The organism is Streptomyces sp. NPDC057616 (assembly GCF_042800575.1).
In the GTDB taxonomy this organism is placed as follows: Bacteria; Actinomycetota; Actinomycetes; order Streptomycetales; family Streptomycetaceae; genus Streptomyces.
The window spans coordinates 24,500-45,194 of sequence record NZ_JBHVGU010000018.1 but is presented as its reverse complement, the minus strand read 5'-3'; the positions used below and the strand labels follow the sequence as shown (position 1 = coordinate 45,194).

The following is a 20,695-nucleotide window of genomic DNA, read 5'->3' as shown; positions in this document are numbered from 1 at the left end:
CCCGGGTTCAGTGAAGGATCTTCTCCTTGGCCTGCTGGAACTCGGCCTCGGTGAGGTCGCCCTTGGCGCGGACCTCCGACAGCTTGGCGAGCTGATCCGCCGCGCTCCCGGCTCCCGCACCGTTGCCCGCCGTCTCGCGGATGTAGTCGTCGAACGCCTGCTGCTGGGCCCGGGCGTGCCGCTCCGCGCGCTTGCCCATGCCCTTGCCGCGGGCGAGGACGTAGACGAACACGCCGACGAAGGGCAGGACGACCACGAAGATGAGCCATCCGGTCTTGCCCGCCCCGCCGAGCGTGTCGTCCCGGAAGATGTCGCCGATGATCCGGAAGAGCAGAACGATCCACAGGACCCACAGGAAGATCCACATGACCGTCCAGAACGCTCCGAGGACTGGATAGTCGTAGGCGAGATTCATGTCAGCTCTCCTTCTTCCTCGCCTCCACCGGGCGGGGGCACCCCGAAGGCCCTGGCCCGATCGCCTGCTCCTGCGACGATGCCCTCGGACCGCCCGTCCTGCCTCACCCGGCGCGGGTGAGTGATCACCGGCACGTCGAGCGCATCGGCGAATCGCAGCAAGCTCACCCGCCACGGGTGATCACCTTTGCCGGATCACCTCGCATGTTCGAAGAAGCAGCGCCGAATGCTGCTCCTTGCTGACTCTCACCGGCAACGTGAGGAAACGATCATGGCCACGACCACGACGCACCGCCGTTCGGAAGCCGCAGAGGCCACCGCCGGCGGACTGACGGTGTTCGCTGCCGTCCTGCTGTTCATCGCCGGTGTCCTGGACCTCTTCCAGGGCATCATGGCCATCGCCAACGACGACGTCTTCGTCACCACTCCCAACTACGTCTTCAAGTTCGACCTGACCAGCTGGGGCTGGATCCAGCTGGTCCTCGGAGTCATCGCCATGGCCGTGAGCGCCGGCCTTTTCACGCGCGCCACCTGGGCCCGAGTCGCAGGGGTCGGCATCGCGGGACTGCTGATCATCGCGAACTTCCTGTCGGTCCCGTACTACCCGGTGTGGTCGCTCGCGCTGATCGCGATGTACGCCTTCGTCATCTGGGGACTGTGCGTCGTCCGGCGGGAACCGTGAGCAGGGCCGTGGTTCCGTAGGACGACGGCTTGCATGACCCGTCCTGTGCTGACATTTTCGTCCTGATATGCGCCGGGCGGGTTGTGCCGTGTTCTGATCGACGCGCCCTGGTGTGGCGCCGAACTCGGGAGGACCCATCGCCGAGACGACGTCGGAGAGCGGCTCCGGGTCCGCGGAGCGGAGCCGGCCTCCGGAAGCCGACCTGCTGAGGACGATGCTGGGCCGGCCGGAGTACCGCAAAGCCTTGGTCTTCTGCGGGCTGATCGGTATTCCGGTGGCGCTGATCGCGTTCTGGTTCCTCGTGGCGGTCAATCAGCTGGAGCAGCTGATCTGGACCGACTGGCCCAAGGACCTGGGCTGGAAACAGGCCCCTTGGTGGTGGGCGCTGCCCCTGCTGACCGTGGCCGGTCTCGTGGTCGGCCTGGTGGTCGCGCGGTCGCCGGGCCGGGGCGGACACGTACCCGCCGGGGGCCTGCACTCGGGTGGCATCACGAAAAGAGCGCTGCCGGGCGTCCTGATCGCCGCCCTGGTGGGTCTGCCGTTCGGTGCCGTGCTGGGGCCCGAGGCGCCGCTGATCGCGATGGGCGGCGCACTGGCGCTGCTCTTCGCGAGCCTGGCCCGGGCGCCGGAGACCGAGGCGAGCACGGCACTGCTCGGTGCCGCCGGGGCGGCGGCCGCGGTCTCCGCACTCTTCGGGAATCCGATCGTGGGCGCGGTGCTGCTGATGGAGGTCGCGGGGGTGGGCGGGCCGCAGCTGTTCGCGGTGATGCTGCCGGCTCTGCTGGCGAGCGGGGTGGGGGACCTGATCTTCACCGGGTTCGTCCACTGGACCGGCTTCGAGACGGGGAGCCTGGACATCGGTCTGCCCAAGCCGCCGCCGCTCGACTGGCAGGACGTGCTGTGGGTGTTGGTGCTGGCGCCCGCCCTCGCCTTCCTCATCCACTGGGCCTTCGTGGGCGGGCGGTTGGCGGCGCGTTTCGTGGCGACCCGGACGGTCCGGAAAACCGTGCTCTGCGCCCTGGGTGCGGCGGTCTGCATCAGCCTCTACGCGGTCGCCACCGGTCGGTCGCCGGCGGAGGCGGCGCTTTCCGGGGAGTCCACGCTCGCCAGTCTGGCGCAGGACCCGCACGCCTGGCCGGTGGGCGCCCTGATCGCCGTACTGGCCTTCAAGGGCCTGGCGTACGCGCTGTGTCTGGGCAGTCTGCGTGGGGGTCCCGTCTTCCCCGCCCTGTTCCTGGGCGGGGCGGCCGGCGTCCTGCTGGCGCCGCTGCCGGGCCTGGGACTGGTACCGGCCATGGCGGCCGGGATGGCCGCCTCGGTGACCGCGGCCCTGCAGCTGCCCGTGAGCAGCGTCGTCCTGGTCGTGCTCCTGCTGGGCAACGTGGACACGGTGGCGCTGGTCGTGCTGGCCGCGGTCGTGTCCTTCGTGCTCGTCCAGCGGCTGCCGCAGGGGCCGGACATCCCGGCGTTCGGCGAACGGTCCGCCGACCGGACGGCTCACTGACGCTCACCAGGGCCGGCTGACCCCGGCCTCGTGGGACGGTCCAGATGGCGGGCGGCCCAGGGTTCACGGGCGATGACCGCCCCGGCGGTGATGCACAGGGCCGCGACCACGCAGAGCGTGATGAGCCAGGACAACAGGGTGAAGACCGCGCCCAGCGAGCCGTACTTCTCCAGACTGTGGTTGAGGGCCCGGGGCACGTACAACGCCGCGGTGGAGGTCAGCACGCTCAGGGCCGTGCCGGTCAGTACCGCGCCCGGCAGCAAAGGCAGCCACTTCACGCGCGCGGTCAGCAGCAGATGCTGCGTCCACCACCAGATTCCGGTCTCCGCGACCAGCAGCAGCGGCACGCCCAGCCACAGGCCGAGACCGAATCCGTTGCGCAGGCTCCCCTGGATGGCGAACATGAACAGCCACGCCACGAGCCAGGCGATCCAGCGCCAGGCGGCCACCCGCGCGCTCGCCCCGGGCAGACTCCACGCGCGCTCGCACAGCCGCTGCATGGCGCGGCTGCACGCGGTGGCCGAGATGAGCACCATGAGCCCGCCGACGACACCCGTGGTCTGCCGCAGTTCGTCGGACGGCTGACCGCCGCCCTTGAGCACCTTGTTCAGTTCGGCGTCCGAGCTTCCGGAGAGTCCGAAGGCTTCGTGCAGGGACCTGACGAACTGGTCACGCACCGACTGCGGAGCGAGGGAGGCCACCACGAACAGCAGAGGCACTGCTGTGAGGAATGCCTGGGCGGCCAGCCGGGTCGCCGAGTCGAGCACGTTCACCGAGATCAGGTGGGACAGCAGATGCGTGATCACCGGAAACCGGGTCTCGGCCCGGGTTCGCAGTCTCGTCAGCCAGGACCTGGCCGAGGCGCCTCGCTCCCGCCAGGCCGCCCGGTGTGACGGGCGGTCCGGACGGCTTCCTCCGGTCCCTGTCCCTGACTGCATGCTGCCAGGGTGCCGCCACCACGGCCGTCTGGCCCCGGGCGAGGTCACGACGCAAGGCCGGATGGGGCAACAAACAACTACAAAGAGGCGTAAATGGGACGTAGAGGTTAAGGCATCGGATGCGTCGCGGACGCGAACAGGGCCCGCCGTGGACAATTTGTGGGGTGCGGATCCGGCAGTGAAACTGAAGCCATGAGCGGGAGCCGCCCCGTGGTCGGGTGCGCAGCAGCGCCCGGGGGCTGCGATGGTGCTTGACCTTGTGCTCATCGGCCTGGCGATCGCCGTGTTTCCCCTGTCGGTGACCGCGTTCGTCCTGGTGCTGTCGGCGCACGGCGGCGTCCTGAAGGGCCTCGTCTTCATCCTCGCCTGGCTGGCCTGCTTCGTGGCCGTCCTGGCCGCCGTGCTGCTCGGCACCGGCGGCAAGCCGCCGGCTCCCCACTCCCCGCCCTCCACCGCCTCGTCCGCGATCAAGCTGGCCATCGGCGTGGGGCTCGTAGGCTACGGCTGGTATCGGCACCGAGCCCGTCGTCACAAGGACCAAGACGGGGCGGGACAGCGGACCGAATACCGCACCGAACACCGCACCGAACACCGCACCGAACACCGGACCGGTCACCGGCGGACGTCTTCCGGTGGACTGATGGCGCGACTCGACCGGCTTTCCCTGTGGAGCGCGGCAGCGCTTGGTCCGCTGCTCCAGCCGTGGGGGCTGGTGGCGGCCGGCGCGGCGACGGTGGTCGACGCCGACATGTCCCACGCCTCCTCCTACCTGGCCCTGTTCGGGTACTGCCTCCTTGCCACGAGCAGTCTGCTGGCGATGGAGGTCTACACGACGTTCGCTCCGGACGCGGCCAGGGTGCGCCTGGGCAAGCTGCGCACGTGGATCACGAATCACCAGGAACAGGCGCTGGTGGCCGTGGCCTTGGTGGCCGGCCTGTTCCTGGTGAGCAGAAGCATCGCCCAGCTGACGTCCTGAGCGATCCAGCCGTGGGTCCGAAGTACGGCGTCGGCACGCAACCGGTCGCACAGCCGGTGGCGCCCGAACCCGGTGTCCCTCGTCAGATCCAGGAATCGATCACCCGGGCAACCGGGATGCGCTCTACCGGCGGACCGCCGAGATCAGTCCGCCGGGCCGCTCCTCGCGCTGCGGCGGGGTGCTGATCGGACGGCCGTAGGCGGCGGCGCGCTCGCGCAGGGTGTGGCAGTCGGCCTCCCAGCCGTGCCCCGCCAGCCAGCCCACCGGGTCGTCGGGCATCTCCGAGACCCACATGGACGCCGCCGATCCCGGCACGGCGTCCGCGCCGAAGCGTTCGATCACGCCGCGCGATCCCAAGGTCAGCCCCATACGACTGCCTGCCACCGACTGTGCGCTGATCCGGGACAGCAGCAGCTCCACCGCGTCCTCGGGCAGATAGATCAGCAGCCCTTCGGCGATCCACACGGTCGGTGCGGTCGGGTCGTGCCCTGCGGCGGCCAGCGCGCCCGGCCAGTCCTCCCGCAGGTCCACCGCTACGGTGATCCGCTCGCAGCGCGGGACGGCCCGCTCCTGGCGCAGCACCGAAGCCTTGAAGTCCAACGGCGCGGCGGTGTCGACCTCGAACAGCCGGGTGCCCTCGGGCCAGTTGATCCGGAAGGCCCGGCTGTCCATGCCGGCGCCGAGGAGCACGACCTGCCGGACCCCGGACGCGGAGGCCTGCTGCAACAGGTCGTCGAGGAACTTCGTCCTGATGACGATGGAGAAGGCGACGGCCAGCCGGCGGCGTCGTGCGGCCTCGTCATCGGGCAGCGGCGGCGGGGAGGGCCACAGGCCGCCGGCGGTGGCGAAGGCCTGTGCCAGCGGGTCGCGGAACAGCGCGTTCTCCCGCTCGCTCTCCAGCGCCCGCACCCGGGCCACCCCCACCCCCGTGGCCCACACTCCCGACGGCTGCACCTGCTCCTGCTCATCAGTCACCGCACCAGCCTAGATGGTCGATTTCAAGGGAACTGACGAGGGCAATCGCCGCTCGCCGAGATGACGTTGTTCGGCCGATGAGGCACCGGAGGCACTTCCGGGCTATGCGGAAATGGCGCCGAGGTCTGTGCCGGTCAGATGGCAGCTCGCGTCCCACAGCCGCGCCGCGACGGAGGTGTCGGCGAGGTGCTCCCACACCGGTTCGCGTCGGGGCTCGCCGCGCAGGCCGAATGCGCGCGGTCCCCATAGCTGGCCTCCGCGCACGGCGGGGTCGAGCACCGCTCGGACCGCACTCCATGCACCGGCGTCCTTGCCCTGGACGAGGACGGCCGCAGGTGCCGCGCTCAGCCGCGCCCGGGTGGTCCGCATGTGGACCGGTGGTCGTGAGGGGGTGAGGGAGTCCAGCGCGCCGCCGGGATGGACGACCACGCTGGCCACCGTGCTGCCGGCAGCGCGCAGGCGGCGCTCGAGTTCGATGCCGAAGTACATCTGCGCCAACTTGGAACGGCCGTAGGTGCGCTTGGGCCGGTAGTCCTTCCGGGACTGCAGGTCGTCCAGGCGGAGCCGCTCGGACTTCGCTGCGAAGCTGCCCATGGTCACGACGCGGGCCGCCGGCGCAGCCGACAACAGCGGCAGCAGCCAGTGAGTCAGGGCGACATGCCCGAGGTGGTTCGTGCCGAACATGAGCTCGTGACCGTCCCTGGTCTCCTGGCGCGGTGAATCGTCGAGCGCGACACCGGCGTTGTGGACCACGGCGTCAAGGCGATGCACGTCCAGTGATCTCACCGCCTGCTCCAGGGACGCCAGATCAGCCAGGTCCAGCCGAACGGCGCGCACCTGCGCAGCGGGAACACGCGCACGGATCGATCCCGCGGCAACTGCGGCTTTGGCCGGGTTCCGGCTGCCGAGTATCACGGTGGCTCCGGTCGCCGACAGTTGCTCTGCGACGAAGTAGCCGATGCCGGCGTTGCCACCGGTGACCAGAAAAACGCGGCCCTGGGCCCCGGGTAGCCGTCGGACATTCCAGGGCGGCGTGGCGGACGCGGATGGCATGGTGACGGGCTCCCTTGTTCGTGAAGGCGGCTACGGCAGCCGCCGCCGGGCAACTCGCCACCCACGGTCGCAACGACCGCCGACACATTGCCTATCGATCACCGACAGCCTTGGCGGACTGCCGACATCCGGCCGACAGATCACCGACCCGCACCGCACCGCACCGCACCGCACCACGCCACGCCACTGCGCGCCGCGTCGGCCCACAGGATCAGGACGTCTCCGGTGCGTCGCACTGGGTGTTCGGCGGGCAGAACCAGGCCCGTGCCGTGTCGAGCAATTCGCGTTCGGCGTCCGCTGCGTCCGAGTGCGGGCCGTAGACGATGAGCGCGTACTTCTCACCGTCCTCGGCCTGGAAGCGGTAGTCGATGACGTGGTAGGCGACACCGGAGGCGGATTCGCCGCTGAGTTCGTCGGCCGTGTACTCGTGCTCGGCCGCCTCGCCCCCGGACGCATCGGTCACGTCCTGGACATGGATCTCCTGGTAGCCGTCCAGCTTGCTGCTCGTCTTCTGGGACTCCACCACCGACTCGTGCGCGGTGGCCTCCATGACCTGGAATATCTGAATCCTGCGGATGCCGTCGGGGCCGCGGTACTCGACGATGTCGATGCCGTACTGCGACGGCTCGCTCTTGCGGGTCCATCCCTCGGGCACCGCGATGCGGAAGCCCTCGGAGTCGTCGAGGACCGTGTAGCCCGCCGGGGCGGTGGCCGAGGTCGACTCGGACTGCGTGGGGTCGGCCGTCGTACCGCCGTCGGAGGCGCCCGGATCGGCGGGCGCCTCCTGGGCCGGCGGCCGGTAGGGCTTCGGCTCGTCCTTCCAGCCCAGGGCCCACGCGCCGAAGGAAATCCCGCACACCGTGAGGACGACAGCGGTGCGCTGGAGAACGGCCCGCTGGCGCTGCAGGTCGAGATACCGTTCGGTTTGGAAGAGCCGCTCACGGCGCGACGCGGACCACTCCTGCCGCTCGGTGTCGAACACTCTCATCGTCGCCGTCCCCCGTGTCCTCGTGCCCTCGTCGTGCCTTCGTGGGATGTGCTGTGCCGTCAGCCGAGCAGTTGGGCGATGCCCTGGACGACGGCGGTGGCCGAGGCGATCGCGCCCGCCGCGGCGGCCTGGGAACCCAGCCAGCTCCGCACCCCGCCCAGCAGCCGGGTGAGCCGGTTCGGGTCGGCCGTTCCGGTGCCCTCGATCTCGGCCTCGGCGTCGGCGAGTTCACCGTCGAGCGTCGCGTCCTCGGGGCTGCGGTCCGCCGTCGGCGGCAGCGCGCCGCGCAACCCGCGGATGGCTCCGAGGAGTTCGGCGTGGCGCGGGTCGGGCCCGGTACCCGTGACGTTGTACGACGTCGCCTTGCCGTGCGTGCCGGTGGCGATCGAGCCCCCGCTCATCGAACCGATGCTCACGTTGCCGCCGCTGCTGTTGGGCGGCTGCTCCGGAGTGCTCTGTCCGCTGTTCGACATGTGCCGCGTTCCTTGTCTCATGGCGTGTGGTTGGCAGGGGTGGGCGGAGCCGATGGCGGTGGCTGGTTGTTGTGGGTGGCGCTGCCGTGGCTGCCGGTGGCGACCGCGCCGCCGGACATGTCCTTGATGAACACGCTGCCGCCGCTGAGCTGGTAGACGTGCTGTTCGAACTCCTCGGTGCGGTAGCCGTGCGCCTTGAGCGCCTCGCGGACGCCGTTCACGATCCGCTCCTGGATGGTCTTCACATAGCGGGTGCTGTCCATCCGCTGGAACGCCGACAGCCCTTTGTTGCCGGCCAGTTCGCGCAGCGACAGCCTCGGCACGTCCGGCGGCGGTTCCCGCGTCGACCAGTTGGTCGCCACGGTGTTGCGCAGAGTGGCAAGGCCCCCGATACCGGCGTCGACCCCGATCGAGGGGGCGTCGCGCAGGGCGCGCATCGCACCCCGGGCCCAGGTCTCGGGAAGCCGTTCCACGAGGGCGTCCACCGCGCGGAACTCCTTGCGGACGGGGCCGAGGACGAACGGCAGCACTTCGAGGACGAGCATGCGGCCTTGGGTGTGGACCCGGACGAGGACGGTGACCACGACCTGTTCCTGCCAGGCACCCACCCGGATCCGCAGGAACACCCGCCGCCCTTCGCCGCCTTCGTCGACGGCCTCCTTCCGGTGGGCGGCTACCTGGGCGGGGTCGTAGACGGGCAGACCGCGGCGCTGGCCGGTTCGCTGGGGGAGCGCGGCCGGGTCGGGGACCCCGCCGATCTCCAGCTCCTCGTCGCGTGCCACGCCGCCGGGGACGTAGACGAACCGGTCGATCTCAAGGTCCCGCAGCCGGTCCTTGCCACTGCGCGCGGCGGACTCGCGCAGTCCCGTCAACTGCGGTTCGATCATGGCGAGCGCGGCGTCCGCGGTGAGGGGACCGCCGTTCTGGCGCGGCAGAGCGCCGCCGCCGGAGCCGACGTCCGCGCCATCCTTCTCGCCGGGTTGCGGCGTGCGCCTGCGCAACTCCAACGCGAACGACCAGGGAGTGCCCTGTGTGCCCACCCCCACGAACGACGGGCTGTCGGGGTCGTACAGGGTCAGCGACGCTTCCTGCTCCCGCTGCACGTCGTCCCGCAGCATCTCGAACAGGGGGCCCGGGGGCAGCGCGGGCTGGGTCGCGGTGGGAAATGTCCAGCGGCTCAGAAGCCGGCAGAGGGACTTGCGCTGCCAGGACTGGTACCACCAGGCGATGAGCGCGATGGCGAGAGGGAACAGCAGCGGGTACGGAGTCTGGGCGTGGCCGCCGAGCAGTCCGGAGAAGTACGCGTACCAGTAGTAGAGGGCAAGGGACCAGGCGCCGAGGGAGATCAACGTGCCGGCCCCGTCGGCGGCCTTGGCCACCGGGTCGGGCAGTCCCGCCGAACGGGCGGCCGATCCGCCTCCGCCGACCGTACGGGCGAACCACAACGCCAGGGCAACCAGCGCGTAGAGAACCGACCACGGCAGCGGCCTGCCGTCGGTCAACTGATCGTCGCCCTGGAAGAACGCGGTGAGCACATCGCTGAAGTGCACCTCCGCACCGTCGCCCCAGCGGTCGGAGAGCCGGTCCCAGAACATGATCACGTCGGACACGAAGAACCCCGCCCAGGCAGCGAGCATGAGCAGCGAGGCCCGTGCCTCCTGCGAGGTCACCCGCAGGGCGTGCGAGAGGACGGGCAGGATGTCGACGCCGTTGGGCGGGGCGATCGGCCGTTCGCGGTGGTCGCACACCTCCTCGATGACCCGCCGTCGGAAGGCCGCGTCCTGGTACACGCCGGCACACAGCAATCGTGTGGCTTCCGTGCGGCTGTAACGGTGTGGTGGAAGGCTCACGCCAGACACGTCGTTCCCCCGATGCTCCGTCATCTCCCCGGTCGACGGAATGACGACCATGAGAATGCGTCACTCTGATGCCGAGGGATGAGAGGGCAAAACTAGGGCGGAGGCGGCCGCCGGCGGACGGCCATGGCCACAACGAGCACCGATGGAATGAAAGTCGGCCAGAAGCCCGGACCCGCGCCGGATGAAGCTGCTAATGCGGTGGCGCGCGACGTACGACTCGTCCGCTGGCCGACCCGCAAGGGGCCCGGGCTAATGGGGCGACCAACTCCCGAAAGCCTGCTGATGTGCCCCGTCGCCACGCCGCCAGGGGAAGGGCGCCAGATCAGGTTCGACCCAGCCGGCCCTGGCTCGGGCGTCGGCGAGTGTCGAGGACCGGTAGAAGCGGGTGAGCAGCTTCTTGTCGAGCAGTGCGGGGTGCCGCCGGGCGAAGGTGTCGAAGTCGGCCGTGTCCGACTCGCCCACGTGGTGTCCCACCAGTTCGACCCACGCCCGGCTGACGGTGGCGTTGTATTTCTGCGGGACGCCGGCGTATCGGGCGGTGCGCTGAATACCGTCACTGATCAGATCCACCGCCGCGCCGCTTCCGTATCGCCGAACGGCGAGCCAGGTCAGGTGAACGTGCTGGCGATGCCCGAACCGCTCGGCGGTGGCCATCACCTCGTCCATGAACTCGGAGAACGGCGAGGCCCCCTCGGCCGCGCCATGGTTGTCAGCCGTCATGACCCCTCCCTGATCAAGGCGTCCGCCACGGCGTAGAAGCCTGCGAGCGCCTCGGCGGGCAGGCCATCCAACGCGCGGCTCTCGAGATCGGCCAGCGTCTGGCTGATCAGCGTTGCTGCCGCTCGCCCGGACTCCGTGAGTTCGATCAGCACCGAGCGGCGATCGCCGGCTCGTGTACCGCGAGTGATGTGCCCACGACGCTCGAGTCGGTCGAGCACGCTGGTCAGCGTGGTGGGGCGGGCCCCTACGGCAGCCCCCAGTTGGGACACGGTCCGGCCCTGACCGTCGGCGAGATTGGCCAAGGCGTTGATCTCCGAGGCGGTCAGGTCGAGGTCGACGAGTTCGGCAGCGATCAGTTGCAAGGAGGCGTGGGTCGCACGCTGCAGGGTCAGCAAGATCGACCGTGCCGATTGCACGCTTTCGGGCTTCATGGTTTCGGATATTACGAGATCGTACTAATGCCTGGCAAGCGCGTTTGCGTGCGGCAACCGGGATGTAGCTTGCCGTCTTTAGAGGGCCGCGCTCACCTCACCGATCGCCGTGTCCAGGATGGAGAGGCCGAGGTTGAGTTCGTCCTCGGTCGCCGTCAGCGGCGGTGCTACACGGAAGACGCCCCCCATCCCGGGGAGTTGGACGATGTTCATGTGCAGGCCGAGTTCGAAGCAGCGGCGGGTGACCTGGGCACCCAGTTCGTCCGAACTCTGCTTGGTCTCACGGTCCACGACGAGTTCCAGGCCGACGAGCAGACCACGGCCGCGGATGTCGCCGATGACCTCGTGACGGGTGGCCATGTCCTCCAGGCCGGCCCGCAGGAAGGCGCCGAGCTTACGGGCGCGCTCGTCGAGCCGCTTCTCGGCCAGGACGTCGAGCACGGTGTTGCCCACCGCGGCCACCAGCGGATCGGAGACATGCGTGGTGAAGAAGAGAAATCCGCGGTCGTACGCCTCCTGCTCGATCTCGGCACTGGTGAGGACGGCCGCCAGGGGCAGGCCCGCACCGAGGGTCTTGGAGAGCGTGAGGATGTCGGGGACGACACCGTCGCGTTCGAAGGCGTACCAGGTGCCGGTGCGGCACAGGCCGGTCTGAGCCTCGTCGAGGATCAGGAGCATGCCGCGCTCGCGGCACTTGTGCTGAAGAGCCGCGAAGTATCCGGGCGGAGGTTCGATGATGCCGCCGGAGCTGAGGATCGGTTCCACCAGGCATGCCGCGAGGCTGCCGGTGGACTGTGCGTCGATGAGTTCGAAGGCGAAGTCCAGCTGGCGGCGCCAGTCAAGGTCTCCGTCGCGGGTGGTGAAGTCCGGGCGGTAGGCGTGGGGCACCGGGATCGCGAAGTTGCCAGGTGCGGACGGGCCGTAGCCCTTGCGCCCCGTGCTGTAGGTGGCGGAGGCGGCGGCCTGCGTCATACCGTGCCAGGACCTGGCGAACGAGACGATCTCGTGCTTGCCCGTGACCAGCTTGGCCATCCGGACGGCGGCCTCGTTCGACTCGGCGCCGGTGGTCAGGAGCAGGGCCTTCTCCAGGGGGGCGGGCAGTGTCTCTGCGAGGCGCCGGGCCAGGTCGACGACCGGGCGGCTCAGCATGCCGCTGTAGAGGTGGTCGAGGGTGGCGACCTGGCGTTGGACGGTCTCCACGATCGCCGGGTGGGAGTGCCCGAGGATCGCACTCATCTGGCCGGACGTGAAGTCGAGGATCTTCCGGCCTTCCGCGGTGAAGACGAAGCTTCCGGCGGCGCGGTCGATGACCTCGTGGGTGAAGTCTCCGCCGTAGCGGACGAGGTGCCGATCCGCGTCGGCCCAGAACCTGGAGGCAGGGGTCGTCCGGTCGGTGGAGGCAGGGGTCGCAGCAGCCATGGCTCTGAAGGTAGGGCGGTGCGGAGGGCCGCGTCCATCACACAATTCCGGCTGTACTGTTCGGAAGATCCGCACAAGAATGAGGGGGGTGATGAACCCCTGGAGGCTGCGGCTGCTGACTCAGCTGGACACGCTGGGGACGGTCAGAGCGGTGGCCCAGGCCGCGCACCTGAGCCCGTCGAGCGTGTCCCAGCAACTCGCCGTACTCGAGGCAGAGACCGGCACACAGCTGATCGAACGCACGGGGCGGCGGGTACGGCTGACCTCGGCCGGACGGATCCTGGCGCAGCGCGCGCGGGCGATCCTCGATCACATGGACACCGTGGAGGCGGAGCTGCGGGGGTTCGGCGAGGAACCGTCGGGACTGGTGCGGCTCGGGGCGTTCCAGAGCGCGGTGCACACCATGGCCGTACCGGCGATGACACGGCTGGCAGGCGAGTACCCCCATCTCGACGTCCAGCTACTGGAGTTGGAACCGCACGAGAGTGTCCCCGCCCTGCGGACCGGTGACGCGGACCTCGTGATCACGACCACGGACTTCGGAGAGCTGCCGCTCGGCCCGGACCTCTACCTCCTGCCGCTGGCGACGGATCCGATCCTGCTGGTGCTGCCCCCTGAACATCCCGCCGCCGGGCGAGGACCGGCCAACCTGGCCGCCTTCGCCGATGAGCCGTGGGCCTTCGACATCCCGCAGTCGTACATGGCGAATCTAGCGTTGCGGCTGTGCCGACAGGCACGGTTCGAGCCCCGTGTGGTCGGCCGGTTCAGCAACTACATGCTGACCTTGGAACTCGTCGAAGCCGGGCACGCGGTCGCACTGCTGCCGGGGCTGGCTGTCGACGCCGGCCGCTATCGCGTCGCCACACGGGAACTGGCCAACCCCGTGACCCGTACGATCACGGCGGCGATCCGCAGGGGGACACCGCCTCGTGGAGCGGTGCGCCTGGTACTTGACGCACTGCTGCCGCCCTCGGCAGGGGATCCGTGATCCGCCGTACGCCACTTGGCGCGGTGCGCGCAGCAGGCGAGGCCGCGGTGCTCGCCTGGGCGCACGGAGCGCGGCGGTGCAGGAACGGTTCGCGGATCTGGGCGGCAAGTGGCTTGTGCGCCGTACCGCCTGCGCGAAGGCCGTTGTCAGTGGAGCGGGCATGACGTCTGCCAGGATGCCGTGCTTGCCGTGCTTGCCGTGAGTCGAGAGGTCTCAGCGCAGTCGGCGTACGCGCAGCACCAGGTCGTCGGTGTGGTGTGCGCCCGCGCCACCCTCGGGTGCCACGCGTGGCCGTTGCTCGTCCACCTCTACCTCCCAATCGTCGTCGAGTAGATCGGAGACCGTCGAGGGCCAGACGTAGTCGGCCGGGTCGAAGCCGCTGTCGTGCGCCTGCTGGGTGTCCATTCCCGCGTGGTGTACGAGCAGCAGTACGCCGCCGGGCGCGACGGCCGCGAGCAGCGCTCGCTCGGCTGAGGCGTCGGGTGTGCGCAGCAACGCCGGGTACTGTGCGGAGACCAGATCGAAGGAGGCCGGCGGAAGCACCGCCTCGGTGAGTCCGGCGTGCACCCAGTGAACGGCCACGCCGGCATCCCGCGCGTGTCCGGCGGCCCGCTCGAGCGCCACGCCCGAAACCTCGAGCGCGGTCACCTGCCATCCGCCGCGCGCGAGCCAAATGGCGTCCGCGCCCTCGCCGCAGCCGACGTCGAGGACTCGCCCAGGTGTGACTCCTTCGACCTCGGCCACGAGCGCGCCGTTGGGCCTGCCGCTCCACAACTGCTGACGTTCGGCGTACCGCTCGTCCCACTCGGCCCGCACCGTGGGGTCTCCGACATATCGGTCGGCAGGGAAGGGGGTGTCGGACGCGGTTGATTCTGCTGCGATGTTGTCGGTCACGGGCCTACCGTCGCTGACGGCCTCCAGGTGTGCCACTCCTGTTGCCGGTCCGGCAAACGGCGTTGAAAGGACGTGTCGAGATCCCGGTCGCTGCCAACCGCAGCCGGCGACGGCTGCTACGGCCGCTGCGTTGTCGTCGACGGCCTTGCCAGTCGTGACGTCCGCGATGTCATAGCCAGGTGGTTGCCAGCCATGCGGCCACGGCCGCGATCAGGAAGAGCGTGATGTTGAGGGCTATCTGGCGATCGCCGATGCGCAGGTGGACCGCGGTCGCACCGATCTGCAGGATGACGAAGCCGATGGCCGCGGCGAGGGCCAGCCAGGGAGCGATGCCACTCGGCGGCGGGAGGATCAGTCCGAGCGCGCCGAGCACTTCGACCAGCCCGATGAGCCTGACGGCCGGCATCGGCACGGTGTCCACCCAGCCCATCATCGGCCGGAGCCGGTCACGCGTGCGGACCAGCTTCATTCCGCCGCCGTAGAGGTAGAACAGGGCGAGCAGACCGGCGACGATCCAATAGGCGACGTTCACGGATTTCCATTCCTGGCGGGGCATGGGGCGGGCGAGTCGTGGTGTCAGGCCGTCGTCGGGCGAGTACCTGTGGCGGGTTCGGTGGCGTACCGGCTCATCGTCCGGAGGTGCGCCTGAGGGGTCAGATCCTGGCCGTCGTCCATCATGTCCCGCAGGTCTCGGAAGTACTGCACGTACAGGTCGGGTGTGAACGTGCTGAGCATGACGGCCGGTTGGTCGGTGACGTTGGCGAAGGTGTGCGGGGCGCCGGGCGGAACCATCACGAGCGTGCCCGGCGTCGCGTCGTAGTCCCGGTCTCCCACCGTGAACCGCACCGTGCCGGAGATGACGTAGAAACCCTCGTCGTGCTGGGCATGACGGTGCTGTGGCGGGCCGGGGGTGTGCGGTGCGAGCACGGACTCGGCCATCCCGAGACGGTGCCCGGTGGTGCTGCCGTCCTCGAGGATCCGCATACGTGTGGTGCCCAGGACGATGCTCTCCCCGTCCCCCGGGCCGACCACCGATACGGCGGCGACGGAATGCGGCCGAGCATCGGCCGTGTGTTCGTCTGTCATGCCTCGATTTCACGATCCGGTGCACCGCACTGTCCAAGACTCATTATGGCATTCCGATACCGGATGGGTATCGTTGCAGCATGGAGCTGCGAACGCTGCGCTATTTCGTGGCAGTTGCCGAGGAGTTGCACTTCGGCCGGGCCGCCGCCCGGCTGCACATGAGCCAGCCGCCGCTGAGCCGGGCGATCAAGCAGCTGGAGACGGAAGTCGGCGCCGTGCTGTTCGACCGGTCGTCCGCCGGTGTCTCGCTGACCGCGGTGGGGGCGGTGCTGCTCGAGGAGGCGCGCGGCCTGCTCGACCAGGCTGACCGGATGCACGTACGCGTGGCCGCGGCGGCCGGCGCGGCATCCCTCACCGTGGGCCTGTTGGGCGACAGCGACGATCCCGGCATCCGGCGGCTGGCGGACGACTACCGCCGACGGCATCCGTACGTCGAAGTCCATGTCCGCGAGACCAGCCTGGCCGACCCCACCTGCGGCCTGCACGCGGGCCTCGTCGACATCGCCCTCACCCGTGCGCCCTTCGACGAAACCGGCCTGACCGTACGCGAGTTGGGTGCTGATCCGGTGGGGGCGCTGCTGCGTGCCGACGATCCGCTGGCCGGCTGTGGCGCCGTGCGGCTGGCGGACCTGGCCGACCGCCGCTGGTTCGTCTTCCCGGAGGGCACCGACCCTCTCTGGCTGTCGTACTGGAACGGCGGGGAGCGCCGCGAGGGGCCGGTCGTGCGTGCGGTCCAGGAGTGCCGTCAAGCCGTTCTGTGGAACGGCACGGTCGGCATCACGCTGTTGACTCACGAGCCGGGAGCGGGCCTCGTGGTGGTGCCACTGGCCGACATGGAGCCGAGCCGTGCGGTGGTGGCCTGGCGCGAAGGCGACACGAATCCGCTGGTCCGCTCGTTCGGCGCGATTGCGCTGGCCGCAGCCACGGCAGTGCGCGGCGCGCCGTCACGCGCCGTCGCGGCGCCACGTCAGAGACCACCTGAAACGGCGCGGCGCGCACCACGACTTCGGTGACGGGCGCCGCGGTCCGCTGAGTCCACGCGGCAGCAGGTGGGTTGCCCTGGCGTAGCTGATGGGATGCCCGAGGCGGAGGCGGGCAGGGGCCATCACCTGGTCGCGGCGAGCGCTGATCCGACGTTCGGCCCGGGTGTCGACGTCCGGGCGCGCCGGCCGATCTTCGAGACTCTGGTCGGTATGATCCCCGGCCTGCTCTTCATCTCCCTCTCGGCCACTGTCACGCCGCATTCGCCGAGCCATGTGGTGCTGCCTGCCCTGGCTCGCCGCCCTTCTGATGCCTGCCGTCCGACCGCTGATCGCGGTCGTGTCCACTCTCGGCACCGACCTGACGCGTGGCGAGCGCGGCTTCATCGGCTGGATGGCGCCGCGTGGCATCGTCGCGGCCGTGAAGCTCTACGGTCCGACTACGGTCTGACCGTCTCGCCCGCGGCCCGGCGCCTGGACGTCGTGCGTCCCTCCCGCTCGCGTCCGCGGGTACGGCCCTGAAGTCGGCGGGGCTGGAGGTGCTGATGTGGGCGGCGCAGAAGCAGCAGCGCGAACGCACCAGGCGGGCCGGGAGCTTGCCGCCGGTGAACCGCCTGGCGCCGACTGGTCGGGGTTCTACGCGTCCGCCGGCGTAGGCCCGTCGTCGCTCCCGCATGGGCGGTCGTGGGATGCCTTTGATGTGCAGCAGCGGCTGCCGCACCCGGACGCGGTCCGTCGACTCACGGGCGTGACAAACAGCCGGTGGTCGACGGCTCATCGCATGTACGAGGAGAAGGCCCGAGCGCACAGTGAGGCCGCGCGACACCGACGGCCGACCACGCGGAAGAGCGGGAACACATCTGCGCCGTGTTCACCCCGAAGGGAATCTTGCGGTGACCTGCCGCGCGCAGAGGTGCTGGCCGACGCCCCGTTCTGTCCCCGTGTGTCCCTCGCCCGCGGCAGGCTCCGGCGCTGCTTGAATCGACGCATGACTAAGCGCGACGATGCGGCTCTTTTCGGTAACCGATTCTTGACCGCGCCCGCCCCCTCGGAGACCTTCCCCGAGGAAGGTATGGCCGCGACGGACGCAATGAGGCTCGTGGATGTGGATCTCGCCATGGAGGGCGATCCGCAGCGCAACCTCGCCACGTTTGTCACCACTTGGATGGAGCCGCAGGCGCAGCGGCTGATTGCCGAGAACCTCCACCGCAATTTCATCGACCACGCGGAGTACCCCATCTCCGCCGAGATCGAGCAGCGTTGCGTGCGCATGCTCGCCGACCTCTTCCACGCGCCGGGCAGGACGACCGGATGCCGGACCCAGGGCTCGTCCGAGGCGATCATGCTCGGCGCGATGTCGTTGAAGTGGAAGTGGCGCGAGCGCCGCCAGGCAGCGGGCCTGTCGATCGACCGGCCCAACCTGGTTTTCGGAGGAGACGTCCACGTCGTGTGGGAGAAGTTCTGCCGCTACTTCGACGTCGAGCCGCGGATCGTGCCGCTCGCCGAGGGCAAGTACACGATCGGCCCGGAGGACGTGGAGCCCCATCTCGACGAGAACACGATCGGCGTCGTCGCCGTCCTCGGCACCACGTTCACCGGCCACAAGGACGATGTCGTCGGGATCGACAAGCTCCTGCGGGACGTCCGCAAAGAGCGGGACCTCGACATCCCGATCCACGTCGACGGCGCCAGCGGCGCATTCGTGTGGCCCTTCCTCTACCCGGACTCGAAATGGGACTTCCGGCTCGAGCAGGTGCGCTCGATCAACGTCTCGGGCCACAAGTACGGCCTGGTGTACCCCGGCATCGGATGGCTGATTTTCCGCGAGGAGTCCGACCTGGCTCAGGACCTCGTGTTCTACGAGAACTACCTGGGCAAGACCGACGCGACGTTCACGCTGAACTTCTCCACGGGCGCGGCGATGGTGCTCGCCCAGTACTACAACTTCGTCAGGCTCGGTCGCCAGGGCTACACCTACGTCATGAAGATGATGCAGGACAACGCCCGCGCGTTGGCCGACAACCTCCGTAGCAGCGGCCGCTTCGAAGTGATCGGGAGCGACCTCGAGCAGCTGCCGTTGGTCGCTTTCCGCCTCGCCGGCGAACACGCCTATGACGAGTCGGACATCGCTTGGCAGCTCTCGGCCGAGCGCGGCTGGATGGTGCCGGCATATACGCTCCCGCCCAACGCGGAACGGGTGAAGATCCTTCGCGCCCTGGTCAAGGAGACCCTGAGCCGCGAGCAGATCGATCGTCTTTACCAGGACATCGCCGACGCGTGCCGGACGCTGGACGACAAGGGGGCGGCCCACGGGATCGAGCGGGCCCAGGTGAAGCGCGGCACCGGCTACTGACGCACTGGCGGGGAGCGGCAGCACCTACGGCCGCCGACCGGGTACCGGAGCGTCAAGCCGGCCCGGGCCCCCAGTCGGCTCGGGCTCCGAGCCGGCTGGGGGGTGCGGCAGCGCCGCCCGCAAGACTCCCGGACCGCCGACCCGGCACGAGGGAGGCCGCCGACGCCGGCACCAGGTCGTGCAGCACCGCGCCGCCGACGGCATCGTGGTCCAGGCCGGCACCGTCCACCGGACACAGGTTCTGCTCAAGACCGACGCCGAGCAGTTCCGCCGGGTTGTCAGCCCACCGCCGGGGCAGCCGTGCGGGCGTATCGCCGCCGGGTCGTCCCGGTCAGCCGACCAGTTCGGCGATGCTCCGGGCCGTCAGCCACAGGCCGAGGAGCAGGGAGAGCGTGACGATCAGCTGTTCCTGATGCTGCTCCAGCCAGTTCCGCAGGGCGTTCAACCGCGTGTTCGCCACGGCGGGCGCCCACACCGTGTACATCTCCATGACGACGAGGCTGAGTGTGGCCAGCAGACAGTAGCCGGACAGTGCGAGCCAGTCGGCGAGGGTGGAGAGGTCCGCGTCCACGGCGGTCGCGGCTCCGGCACCGACCAGTCCCCAGGGCTGCAGCAGCCACGCCAGACCGGCCGCCGTGGCCGGAGAGGCGTTGTCGATCCGGGCGGTCCAGCGTGGCGGACCGTGCGGGCGGGGCGGTCGGCGATAGCGGTATGCGCCGTACAGCAGCAGTGTCAGGCCGATGGCGAGTTTCACATCGATCACGGCGGTCGAGGGCACGCTGTGACGGGCCGGGGGCTGACCGCCGGTCAGCAGCACCACACAGGCGATCACTGCAATCAAGTTGGCCAGCCACGACAACAGGAACGCCAGGCCCTGGCGAACGCCGCGCCGCGAGGAGAGCAGCAGGATGAAAGCGCTGTTGTGCAAGGGCCCCAGGGTGATGGCCGTAGCGATCGCAACCAGGTCGAGGACCATCGGATCAGCCGCTCCTGGGTGTCGGGGCCGTCTGCCACCTGTGGAGGTGCGGATCGGTCGGCAGAGTGCGGTGCTGCTGCCGGGCCGCAACCCGACTCTGCAGGCGGCGGCCCGGCCGGTCAAGCAGGGCACGCCTGCATGGCCGCACCGGCTGCCCGTCGGGCGTTTCGGCGGGCATGGCCTGAGTCGCTCCGAGGCCGACGTAGGGTTTCCCGCCGACATCGACGGCGGCGCGGTGCGAGCTCCGGTGAACTTCCGGAAGGCGAGGGCCGGAGTAGCCGTCGGTCACTGCCCGGGCGCCCTCGCAGCCGACGTCGAGGCCTTGGAGCATCGGCGCCGCGGGCCGTTCGACCGCCTGTCCGGCCCTTCAGGGACATGCGCGAGCGGACAGGTGCGGCGGCAGGTCTGGCGGTCGCCCGTTCGCGGCGAGGACTGCATTGCCGCTACGTGGGTATGCGCGCTGGTGGCCGTGAGGACTCAGGACAAGGGTGGCGGTGTGGATCAGTCATGCACAAAGACGAATTCCAGCCGTCGGCCCCCCACCCCGCATGTGCCGCGCTGGCCCTGGACGGTAGTGAGCCGATCGCCGCGGCGCGGCATGCGGCGCGACGGTTCATGACCGAACTGCAGGCCGTGCACGGCATCCCGGTGTCGGAGCGGGCGATGGGCACGGTCGAGTTGGTGGTCAGCGAGCTGGTCACCAACGCGTACAAGTACGCGCCGGGCCCTGCCCTTCTGGACATGGAGTTCAACGGCGGCGCGGTGGAGATCAGTGTGTGGGACACCGATCCCACGCTGCCGGCGGCCTACCAGGTGGATCCGAACCGGATCGGGCAGCACGGTCTGGAGATCGTGATGACGGTGAGCCGCAGCTTCGAGGTGCGGCGCGACCCGGTGGGCAAACGGGTCAAGGCCGCCGTCGTGCCGGCCGACGACCCCGGTGGGAACCCGGCCGGCCGCTTGATGTGATCCCGAAACGATCGGCA

At 69.7% G+C, this 20,695-nt stretch carries 22 protein-coding genes; 8 read left to right on the top strand and 14 right to left on the bottom strand.

The genetic code is table 11. The annotated features are described in order from the left end of the window. Positions 1-7: 7 nt before the first annotated feature. Complete coding sequence (locus ACFU97_RS23115) at positions 8-415, bottom strand: SHOCT domain-containing protein (RefSeq protein WP_384259484.1); 408 nt, start codon at positions 413-415, stop codon at positions 8-10. A 270-nt stretch (positions 416-685) separates the two neighbouring features. Between ACFU97_RS23115 and ACFU97_RS23110 the strand changes: the two genes are divergently transcribed. Together ACFU97_RS23110 and ACFU97_RS23105 are read left to right on the top strand one after the other, a co-directional pair. After that, positions 686-1,096 (top strand): hypothetical protein, encoded by a 411-nt coding sequence (locus tag ACFU97_RS23110; protein ID WP_384259482.1) that lies wholly within the window; start codon positions 686-688, stop codon positions 1,094-1,096. A gap of 214 nt (positions 1,097-1,310) precedes the next feature. Beyond that, positions 1,311-2,600 carry a chloride channel protein gene (locus ACFU97_RS23105; RefSeq protein ID WP_384259782.1) on the top strand — a complete coding sequence of 430 codons (1,290 nt, stop codon included), beginning with the start codon at positions 1,311-1,313 and terminating at the stop codon, positions 2,598-2,600. Here ACFU97_RS23105 and ACFU97_RS23100 read toward each other — a convergent pair. After that, positions 2,594-3,406 carry a YhjD/YihY/BrkB family envelope integrity protein gene (locus tag ACFU97_RS23100; protein WP_384259479.1) on the bottom strand — a complete coding sequence of 271 codons (813 nt, stop codon included), beginning with the start codon at positions 3,404-3,406 and terminating at the stop codon, positions 2,594-2,596. The two genes, ACFU97_RS23105 and ACFU97_RS23100, sit on opposite strands and share 7 nt — an antisense overlap. A 376-nt stretch (positions 3,407-3,782) precedes the next feature. On the opposite strand from ACFU97_RS23100, the gene ACFU97_RS23095 reads away from it, so the two are divergent. Continuing rightward, a complete protein-coding gene (locus ACFU97_RS23095) occupies positions 3,783-4,514 on the top strand; it encodes a GAP family protein (RefSeq protein WP_384259477.1) in 732 nt (243 codons plus the stop codon). Between the two features lie 123 nt (positions 4,515-4,637). Here the strand turns inward: ACFU97_RS23095 and ACFU97_RS23090 are convergent, their stop codons facing one another. The 8 genes from ACFU97_RS23090 to ACFU97_RS23055 form a co-directional block, all read right to left on the bottom strand. After that, a complete protein-coding gene (locus ACFU97_RS23090; RefSeq protein WP_384259475.1) occupies positions 4,638-5,489 on the bottom strand; it encodes a class I SAM-dependent methyltransferase in 852 nt (283 codons plus the stop codon). Positions 5,490-5,591: 102 nt separating this feature from the next. Then, entirely contained in the window at positions 5,592-6,542 is a 951-nt protein-coding gene (locus tag ACFU97_RS23085; protein ID WP_384259472.1) for an SDR family NAD(P)-dependent oxidoreductase, read from the bottom strand. Positions 6,543-6,753: 211 nt separating this feature from the next. Continuing rightward, on the bottom strand, positions 6,754-7,530 hold the full coding sequence (locus ACFU97_RS23080; protein ID WP_384259469.1) for a hypothetical protein: 777 nt from the start codon (positions 7,528-7,530) through the stop codon (positions 6,754-6,756). Positions 7,531-7,589: 59 nt separating this feature from the next. Further along, positions 7,590-8,003 (bottom strand): hypothetical protein, encoded by a 414-nt coding sequence (locus tag ACFU97_RS23075; RefSeq protein WP_384259467.1) that lies wholly within the window; start codon positions 8,001-8,003, stop codon positions 7,590-7,592. Positions 8,004-8,020: 17 nt separating this feature from the next. Further along, on the bottom strand, positions 8,021-9,793 hold the full coding sequence (locus ACFU97_RS23070; RefSeq protein ID WP_384259465.1) for a hypothetical protein: 1,773 nt from the start codon (positions 9,791-9,793) through the stop codon (positions 8,021-8,023). 318 nt (positions 9,794-10,111) lie between these two features. Continuing rightward, positions 10,112-10,582 (bottom strand): hypothetical protein, encoded by a 471-nt coding sequence (locus ACFU97_RS23065; protein ID WP_384259462.1) that lies wholly within the window; start codon positions 10,580-10,582, stop codon positions 10,112-10,114. Further along, positions 10,579-11,013 carry a MarR family winged helix-turn-helix transcriptional regulator gene (locus ACFU97_RS23060; protein WP_384259460.1) on the bottom strand — a complete coding sequence of 145 codons (435 nt, stop codon included), beginning with the start codon at positions 11,011-11,013 and terminating at the stop codon, positions 10,579-10,581. The genes ACFU97_RS23065 and ACFU97_RS23060 overlap by 4 nt, the downstream gene beginning before the upstream one ends. 78 nt (positions 11,014-11,091) lie before the next feature. After that, the gene (locus ACFU97_RS23055; protein WP_384259457.1) at positions 11,092-12,432 is read right to left on the bottom strand and encodes an aspartate aminotransferase family protein; all 1,341 of its coding nucleotides are present in this window, start codon (positions 12,430-12,432) and stop codon (positions 11,092-11,094) included. Between the two features lie 91 nt (positions 12,433-12,523). Here ACFU97_RS23055 and ACFU97_RS23050 point away from each other — a divergent pair, with 91 nt between their 5' ends. Next, positions 12,524-13,420 (top strand): LysR family transcriptional regulator, encoded by an 897-nt coding sequence (locus ACFU97_RS23050; RefSeq protein WP_384259454.1) that lies wholly within the window; start codon positions 12,524-12,526, stop codon positions 13,418-13,420. A gap of 213 nt (positions 13,421-13,633) precedes the next feature. Here the strand turns inward: ACFU97_RS23050 and ACFU97_RS23045 are convergent, their stop codons facing one another. The 3 genes from ACFU97_RS23045 to ACFU97_RS23035 form a co-directional block, all read right to left on the bottom strand. Next, a complete protein-coding gene (locus ACFU97_RS23045; RefSeq protein WP_384259452.1) occupies positions 13,634-14,314 on the bottom strand; it encodes a class I SAM-dependent methyltransferase in 681 nt (226 codons plus the stop codon). Between the two features lie 169 nt (positions 14,315-14,483). Then, on the bottom strand, positions 14,484-14,846 hold the full coding sequence (locus ACFU97_RS23040) for a DoxX family protein (RefSeq protein ID WP_384259449.1): 363 nt from the start codon (positions 14,844-14,846) through the stop codon (positions 14,484-14,486). A gap of 44 nt (positions 14,847-14,890) precedes the next feature. Next, positions 14,891-15,400 (bottom strand): cupin domain-containing protein, encoded by a 510-nt coding sequence (locus ACFU97_RS23035; protein ID WP_384259446.1) that lies wholly within the window; start codon positions 15,398-15,400, stop codon positions 14,891-14,893. Between the two features lie 80 nt (positions 15,401-15,480). Between ACFU97_RS23035 and ACFU97_RS23030 the strand changes: the two genes are divergently transcribed. The 3 genes from ACFU97_RS23030 to ACFU97_RS23020 all read left to right on the top strand — a co-directional run bounded on the left by ACFU97_RS23030 (position 15,481) and on the right by ACFU97_RS23020 (position 18,733). Further along, positions 15,481-16,413, top strand: coding sequence for a LysR family transcriptional regulator (locus ACFU97_RS23030; protein ID WP_384259443.1), 933 nt, complete (start codon positions 15,481-15,483; stop codon positions 16,411-16,413). A gap of 277 nt (positions 16,414-16,690) precedes the next feature. After that, positions 16,691-16,831 carry a hypothetical protein gene (locus ACFU97_RS23025; protein WP_384259440.1) on the top strand — a complete coding sequence of 47 codons (141 nt, stop codon included), beginning with the start codon at positions 16,691-16,693 and terminating at the stop codon, positions 16,829-16,831. A gap of 537 nt (positions 16,832-17,368) precedes the next feature. Next, positions 17,369-18,733, top strand: a complete 1,365-nt coding sequence (locus ACFU97_RS23020) for a glutamate decarboxylase (RefSeq protein ID WP_384259437.1) — start codon at positions 17,369-17,371, stop codon at positions 18,731-18,733. Positions 18,734-19,064: 331 nt separating this feature from the next. Here the strand turns inward: ACFU97_RS23020 and ACFU97_RS23015 are convergent, their stop codons facing one another. Further along, the gene (locus ACFU97_RS23015; protein WP_384259434.1) at positions 19,065-19,709 is read right to left on the bottom strand and encodes a GAP family protein; all 645 of its coding nucleotides are present in this window, start codon (positions 19,707-19,709) and stop codon (positions 19,065-19,067) included. Between the two features lie 507 nt (positions 19,710-20,216). Between ACFU97_RS23015 and ACFU97_RS23010 the strand changes: the two genes are divergently transcribed. Next, positions 20,217-20,678 carry an ATP-binding protein gene (locus tag ACFU97_RS23010; RefSeq protein WP_384259431.1) on the top strand — a complete coding sequence of 154 codons (462 nt, stop codon included), beginning with the start codon at positions 20,217-20,219 and terminating at the stop codon, positions 20,676-20,678. The last annotated feature ends 17 nt before the right edge of the window (positions 20,679-20,695 follow it).